Raw genomic sequence first — 6995 nt, 5'->3', positions numbered from 1 at the left:
CTTTTTTTATAATTAATACATATAAATATAAAAGTTGGAAACCCTATATAAAAATAGGAATAATATAACACTCGATATTATAAGTGTAATATTACCTTTATGTGAATCTATAGATATTAAATATTTATAGATATTTAACTATATAGGAGTGATAAATATGAGAAGATTTGCACTAATATTAGCTATAATAGGTGCCCTTAACTGGGGAATCATAGGTGTATTTGGAGCAGACCTATTAGGGAATGTATTTGGAGGAACTTATGCATTAATAAGTAGAATAATATATTCTTTAGTTGGACTAGCAGGTATATATTTACTATTTACACTTACATCTAATGATAATGATTAAAAATAATATTTAAGCCGTTGATAATAATAAAAATCAACGGCTTTTAATTATATAAAAATTAAATCATGTAAAATTAAAACATATAGGCAAAGTTTTGATATTATTAAATAAGTAGTAATAATATCAAAGTTTGAAACTGGATATAAAGGTATAAATATAAGGAGCTATAAATGAAAAATACAATTATAAATGAATTAAAAGAAATAGTTGATATAAATCTAGTATCTTTTCATGTACCTGGACATAAAATGGGAAAAATATATGATAGATTAGAATATACATCAATAATAGAGAAGATGTATAAGATGGATACGACAGAGATAATAGGAACAGATAACCTACATTCTCCAGAAGGGATAATTAAAGAATCTCAAGAAAGAGCATCTAAGGTATTTAAAAGCGATAATACATATTATATAGTAAATGGTAGTACAAGTGGAATACAAGCTGCTATAATGGCATCTTGTGAGCCAGGGGAGAAACTGATTGTAAATAGAGACTGCCATCAATCAGTTATAAATGGATGTATATTAGGAGATATAAATCCTGTATATATAAAAACGGATATAAGTGAAGATAATAATATAGTAAAAGGAGTTAAAGTAGAAGATGCTATAGAAGTTATAAATAATAATTTAGATGCAAAAGCTATATTACTTACATATCCAACTTATTATGGGATTACATATGATTTAAAAACTATTTGTGATTACGCTCACAGTAAAAATATGATAGTTATAGTTGATGAAGCTCATGGGGCTCATTTAGGATTAAGTGATGAGCTACCCAAGACTGCTCTAGAGCAAGGTGCAGATTTGGTTATACAAAGCACACATAAAACTTTACCGGCATTTACACAAGCATCTATGGTACATACACAGGGAGATAGAATAAATCATTCTAGGCTATCATCTATGCTGAGATTTGTTCAATCATCCAGTCCATCGTATACACTGATGGCATCTTTAGAGATAGCTGTTGATATATATGAAACAAAAGGAAAAGAATTAATGAAAGAGCTTTTATCAAATATAGACGAATTTAAAGAAAATATTAAGGATAATGGACTTATAAGGGTATATAATGAATATGATAAAACTAAAATATTTGTAGAGTCAAAAAATATTGGTTTAATAGGATATGAATTAGAAGAAATACTTAGAAAAGAGTACAATATACAGGTAGAATTATCTAACTATTATGGGGTATTATTAATATGTACTATAGGTAATGATGATAAAGATTTTAAGAGATTAGAGATAGCATTAAAAGACATATATGATAGTAATAATATCAAAAAAAATATAAAAGAAGTAAAATATCCAAATATCATACCAAAAAAAGTATTAAGCCCTAGAGAAGCATTTTATAAGACTAAAAAAAGTGTTAAAATATATGACAGTATAGGTAAAATAAGCGGGGAATATATAATACCTTATCCACCAGGAATAAGTTTATTATCTCCAGGAGAAATAATAACAAAAGAAGTAATAGACTATATATTACTATGCAATAAAAAAGGTATGCATGTAAATGGAATAAAAGATTCAGATTTAGAATTTATAAAAATTATAAGTGAATAATAAGTAAAGATATATGGAGGTGGAATCTGATTAAAATAATTATCTAAAGTAGTATTATAGGTAATGAAAGTAATAATGTAAGGAGAAATTTTAATCAGGATATAAAATATGAACGGAAAGTTAATAATCATAGAAAGTGGATCAGATGCAAGTGGAAAAGCAACACAAACTAAGAAATTATATGAAAGACTATTAAAAGATGGGTATAATATAAAAAAGGTTGAATATCCAAATTATAAGTCAGAATCATCAGCACTAGTAAAAATGTATTTAAGGGGTGATTTTGGAGATAAACCATCAGATGTAGATCCATATGTATCATCTACATTTTTTGCAGCAGATAGATATGCATCATATAAGACAGAGTGGGAAGAATTTTATTGTAATGGAGACATAATACTTGCTGATAGGTATACAACGTCTAATATGGTACACCAAGCCTCTAAGATGGATAAAGAAGATAGGGACAAGTACTTAGATTGGTTAACAGATTATGAATTTAATATGTATAAGATACCAAAACCTGACTGTGTAATATTTTTAGATGTACCAATTGAGTTTAGTCAAAAGCTTATGGAGAACAGAAAAAATAAATTTACGGGTGAAGATAAAAAAGATATACATGAAAGTGATATTAAGTACTTAGAAGATTCATATAATAATTCTTTATATATAGCAGATAAATATAAATGGAAGAAAATAAACTGTGTCGAAAATAATGAATTAAGAAGTATAGATAGTATCCATGAAGATATTTATCAAGTAGTTATAAATACAATAAAATCTATGGAGAGTTAGATATGTATTTTGAAAATATAATAGGTCAAGAATTTGCGAAAAAGTATTTAACAAATTCATTAAGAAAAAATAAGATTAATCATGCCTACATGTTTGAAGGTATTGATGGAATAGGGAAAAAGAAATTTACAGGAGAACTAGCAAAAATACTATTAAATACTGAAAATGTAGATAGTAGTCCAGATTATATAAATATTAACGCTGATGGAAGTAGTATAAAAATAGCTCAAATAAGAAAACTACAAACAGATATAATAATAAAACCACATAAAGAGTACAAAATATATATAATAAATGAAGCAGAAAAAATGACAGTAGAAGCTCAAAATGCTCTATTAAAAACATTAGAAGAGCCACCAGAATATGCTATAATGATTTTAATTACTAGTAACAAGGAAAGATTACTAGACACTATAAAATCTAGATGCGAAATAATAAAATTTCTTCCAATATCCTTATTAGATTTAAAAAAATATTTAATAGATAAAGGAATAGAAGAACAAAGGGCACAGTTACTTTCAGTTTTTTCTAGAGGAAGTATTGAAAAAGCATTAGAATTATCAGAGTCAGCTGATTTTGCAATAATGAGAGAAGATATACAATCTTATATACAAACTATACTTGATAAAAAGATAATAGATATATTAGAAATACCAGCTAATATGGACAAGTATAAAAAAGAAATCATGAGTATTTTAGACATTTTTGTAAATTACTTTAGAGATATGATGATGTTAAAAGAAAAGGTTGATAAAAGTATGATAATAAATGCAGATAAGATAGTATTTATACAAAATATGAGCAAAAAAATTACATATTCGCAAGTATCAAAGATTATTGATATAATAGAAGATACTAAGACAAAGATAAGAAGCAATTGTAACTTTAATATAAGCATACAAGTTATGGCTTTGAATATATATGAGGTGATTAAATGATAAAGATAGTGGGTGTTAGATTTAAAAATGCTGGAAAAATATATTACTTTGATCCAGTTGAATTTGAAATAGAAAAAAATATGGACGTAGTAGTAGAAACTGCAAGGGGATTAGAGTATGGGACAATAGTTGTTGGTCCTAAAGAGATAGAAGAAAAAGAGTTGGTTTCACCATTAAAACCAATAATAAGAATAGCTACACCAGAAGATACTGCTGCATATCTTGAAAACAAAGAAAAAGCAAAAGAAACTTTTGAGTTATGCCAGCAAAAAATAAAAGAGCACGAACTTACAATGTATTTAATAGATTGTGAATATACATTTGATAGAAATAAATTAATATTCTATTTTACAGCAGAAGGAAGAATAGATTTTAGAGAATTAGTAAAAGATTTAGCGGCAATATTTAAAACAAGAATAGAGTTAAGACAAATAGGGGTTAGAGACGAAGCTAAATCTATTGGTGGACTTGGACCATGTGGAAGAAGGTTGTGTTGTTCATCATGGCTTGGTGATTTCCAACCAGTTTCAATAAAAATGGCTAAAGATCAAAGTTTATCTCTTAATCCTACAAAAATTTCTGGGATATGTGGAAGATTATTTTGTTGTTTAAAATATGAGCATGATGTATATGCTGAAGCTATTGATGCAATGCCAGTAGTAGGAGCATTAGTAAAAGTTGAAGAAGCAAAAGGTAAGGTAGTAGAAATAAATCCATTATTAGAACAAGTTAAAATAGAATTTAATGATAAGACTATAAAGATATGTCATAGAGAAGAAGTTAAAGTTTTACAAGAGCCTAAGAAGTCTGGAAATAGTTTAAGAGCAGAAGGCCTAGATGAAGCTACAATAAGAGAATTAAAGAAATTAGAAGACTAAAATTCTATTTATATAAGTATTAAAATTTATTATAAGATTAAGGGGGTAGGATTTTTCCTACCTTTTTTAAGGTAATAATACTTATAAAATAGATACATGTGAAACAAGACATTAAAAGGAGATGCTTATGGAAATAAAACTAAAAGAAACAGAAAGAATAGATGATTTACAATTAAAAGGACTAAAGCTAATACAAGATACCACTGGTTTTTGCTTTGGAGTAGATGCAGTTCTTTTAGCTAATTTTGCAAAGGTAAAAAGAGGAGCTAAGGTTGTAGACTTAGGTACTGGAACAGGTATAATACCTACACTTATTGCAGGTAAAAGTGAAGCTAGCGAGATAATAGGAGTAGAAATACAAGAAGAAGTTTATGAAATGGCTACACGTTCTGTAAAATTAAACAATCTAGAAGATAGAGTAAAAATAATAAACGCAGATATAAAAACAATTGATAAAGAATTAGAAGTACATGGATATCATGTTGTAACATCAAATCCTCCATATATGCATATGGATGGAATTAAAAATCCAAATGATAAAAAAGCTATATCAAGACATGAAGTAAAATGTAATCTAGAAGATGTTATAAGAGCTGCATCAAGATTAACAATGCCTAAAGGAAAATTCTTTATGATACATAGACCTACAAGATTAGTAGATATAATAGATTTAGGTAGAAAATATAGACTAGAACCTAAGCAAATACAATTTATACATCCAAGAGCAAATAAAGCTCCAAACTTAATGCTTGTGGAATTTGCAAAGGATGGAAGACCAGAATTAAAAATACTAGACCCATTATATGTTTACGGTGAAGATGGAGACTACACAGAAGAATTAAGAGCAGTTTATGCAAATGAAGATATAGGAGAAAAGTAAATGAGCGGAAAATTATATATATGTCCAACACCAATAGGTAACTTAGAGGACATGACATATAGAAGTATAAGAATATTAAATGAAGTTGATTTAATAGCAGCAGAAGACACAAGACATAGTATAAAACTTTTAAATCATTTTGATATATCTAAACCACTGACAAGTTATCATGACCATAATAAAGACTCAAAGGGTGGATATTTAATAAATAAATTATTAGATGGAGAGAATATAGCATTAGTAAGTGATGCTGGTATGCCAGGAATATCAGACCCAGGAGAAGATATAATAAGACAAGCTATAGAAAATAATATAGAAATAGAAGTTCTTCCAGGTGCGACGGCATCTATAACGGCACTAGTAAGTTCAGGGCTTCAGACTGCCAAATTTGCATTTGAAGGATTCTTAGATAGAGACAAAAAAGTTAGAAGACAACAACTTGAAGAACTGAAAGAAGAAAGTAGAACAATAATTTTTTATGAATCACCACATAGGTTAAAAGATACTTTAAAGGACATGTTAAAGATATTAGGTAATAGAAAAATATCAGTAAATAGAGAACTTACTAAGAAGTATCAAGAAATAATAAGAGAAGATTTAGAAACTGTAATAAATATATTCAATGAAAGAGAAATAAAAGGCGAATTTGTTTTAATAGTAGAAGGTTTCACAGGTGAAAAAACTGTAAAAAATAGTTATGATAACCTTAGCGAAAGAGAATATGTTGTGACACTAATTGAAAGTGGAATGGATAAAAAAGAAGCAATTAAAACGGTATGTAAAGATAGAAAGTTAAAGAAAGACGTAGTTTACAAGCAAGTATTAGATTTATAAAAAAATTTGGAGTGATATATATGAAACTACAAGAAAGTCTATTAGATAGTTTATGTGTAGAAAAAACTTATAATCATTTTCGTGGACTAGACGAAAATCAAATACTAGAAAAAATTATACCTCAAGTAAAGGATATGAAGGTAATTGGTGAGTGTAAATACCATATAGTAAATGCATATGACCACTCTTTATATGCTTTAGAAGAATTTGAGAATATAGTAAATGAAAAAAACTTTTTTTTAAATCATTTAAAAGAAAGAGTAGAAGAATATCTAAATACTAAATTAGATAATAATTTAACTAAATTTCAGTTACTAAAATTAGGCGTATTTTTACACGATATAGGAAAGCCAGCTAGTAAGACTGTTGACAGTAATAATAGGGTTCATTTTAGAGGACATGAAATAATAGGTGAAGAGATAGCTTTTAAATTAGGGCAAGAATTAGGATTATCTTATAAAAATATAGATATTTTATGCAAATATGTAAGACATCATATGACACTTTTAGTACTTTATAAAAACAATGACATGCCAAAAGAAAAGCTATATGAAATATTTTATACATTAAATGATGACGTTATAGGAGTTTTATTATTAGGATATGCAGATATAGTATCAACTAGAAAGCTGTTAAATCCTAATGAAGATAGTGGAGTAATAAAAACATATATGGATTATGTACTTACTAATTATATTTATAGATATAGCAGACAAAATATATAACATAAAAATG

8 protein-coding genes are annotated in these 6995 nt (G+C 27.3%); all 8 read left to right on the top strand.

Going from position 1 to position 6995, the window contains the following annotated elements; genetic code table 11:
- Window positions 1-157 precede the first annotated feature (157 nt).
- The 8 genes from BN899_RS17530 to BN899_RS17495 all read left to right on the top strand — a co-directional run bounded on the left by BN899_RS17530 (window position 158) and on the right by BN899_RS17495 (window position 6985).
- Window positions 158-349 (top strand): DUF378 domain-containing protein, encoded by a 192-nt coding sequence (locus BN899_RS17530; protein ID WP_042278157.1) that lies wholly within the window; start codon window positions 158-160, stop codon window positions 347-349.
- 170 nt (window positions 350-519) lie between these two features.
- Window positions 520-1932 carry an aminotransferase class I/II-fold pyridoxal phosphate-dependent enzyme gene (locus BN899_RS17525; protein WP_042278154.1) on the top strand — a complete coding sequence of 471 codons (1413 nt, stop codon included), beginning with the start codon at window positions 520-522 and terminating at the stop codon, window positions 1930-1932.
- Between the two features lie 108 nt (window positions 1933-2040).
- Entirely contained in the window at window positions 2041-2730 is a 690-nt protein-coding gene (locus BN899_RS17520; RefSeq protein WP_042278152.1) for a dTMP kinase, read from the top strand.
- A 2-nt stretch (window positions 2731-2732) separates the two neighbouring features.
- On the top strand, window positions 2733-3668 hold the full coding sequence (locus tag BN899_RS17515) for a DNA polymerase III subunit (RefSeq protein ID WP_042278150.1): 936 nt from the start codon (window positions 2733-2735) through the stop codon (window positions 3666-3668).
- Entirely contained in the window at window positions 3665-4546 is an 882-nt protein-coding gene (locus tag BN899_RS17510) for a PSP1 domain-containing protein (RefSeq protein ID WP_042278148.1), read from the top strand. Before BN899_RS17515 ends, BN899_RS17510 begins: the two co-directional genes overlap by 4 nt.
- Window positions 4547-4673: 127 nt before the next feature.
- Entirely contained in the window at window positions 4674-5426 is a 753-nt protein-coding gene (locus BN899_RS17505) for a tRNA1(Val) (adenine(37)-N6)-methyltransferase (RefSeq protein WP_042278146.1), read from the top strand.
- Complete coding sequence (gene rsmI / locus BN899_RS17500; protein ID WP_042278144.1) at window positions 5427-6260, top strand: 16S rRNA (cytidine(1402)-2'-O)-methyltransferase; 834 nt, start codon at window positions 5427-5429, stop codon at window positions 6258-6260.
- A gap of 20 nt (window positions 6261-6280) precedes the next feature.
- Entirely contained in the window at window positions 6281-6985 is a 705-nt protein-coding gene (locus BN899_RS17495) for an HD domain-containing protein (RefSeq protein WP_042278142.1), read from the top strand.
- Window positions 6986-6995: the final 10 nt, after the last annotated feature.

The sequence above is a fragment of the Faecalimicrobium dakarense genome (assembly GCF_000499525.1).
In the GTDB taxonomy this organism is placed as follows: domain Bacteria; phylum Bacillota; class Clostridia; order Peptostreptococcales; family Peptostreptococcaceae; genus Faecalimicrobium; species Faecalimicrobium dakarense.
Note: the sequence above shows the minus strand (reverse complement) of the source record. Positions and strands in the feature narration are given on the sequence as shown.

Bases quoted from the DNA above. Each gene is read 5' to 3' on its own strand.
- BN899_RS17530 (WP_042278157.1), top strand. From the start codon at position 158: ATGAGAAGATTTGCACTAATATTAGCTATAATAGGTGCCCTTAACTGG.
- rsmI (WP_042278144.1), top strand. From the start codon at position 5,427: ATGAGCGGAAAATTATATATATGTCCAACACCAATAGGTAACTTAGAG.
- BN899_RS17495 (WP_042278142.1), top strand. From the start codon at position 6,281: ATGAAACTACAAGAAAGTCTATTAGATAGTTTATGTGTAGAAAAAACT.
- BN899_RS17505 (WP_042278146.1), top strand. From the start codon at position 4,674: ATGGAAATAAAACTAAAAGAAACAGAAAGAATAGATGATTTACAATTA.
- BN899_RS17515 (WP_042278150.1), top strand. From the start codon at position 2,733: ATGTATTTTGAAAATATAATAGGTCAAGAATTTGCGAAAAAGTATTTA.
- BN899_RS17520 (WP_042278152.1), top strand. From the start codon at position 2,041: ATGAACGGAAAGTTAATAATCATAGAAAGTGGATCAGATGCAAGTGGA.
- BN899_RS17510 (WP_042278148.1), top strand. From the start codon at position 3,665: ATGATAAAGATAGTGGGTGTTAGATTTAAAAATGCTGGAAAAATATAT.
- BN899_RS17525 (WP_042278154.1), top strand. From the start codon at position 520: ATGAAAAATACAATTATAAATGAATTAAAAGAAATAGTTGATATAAAT.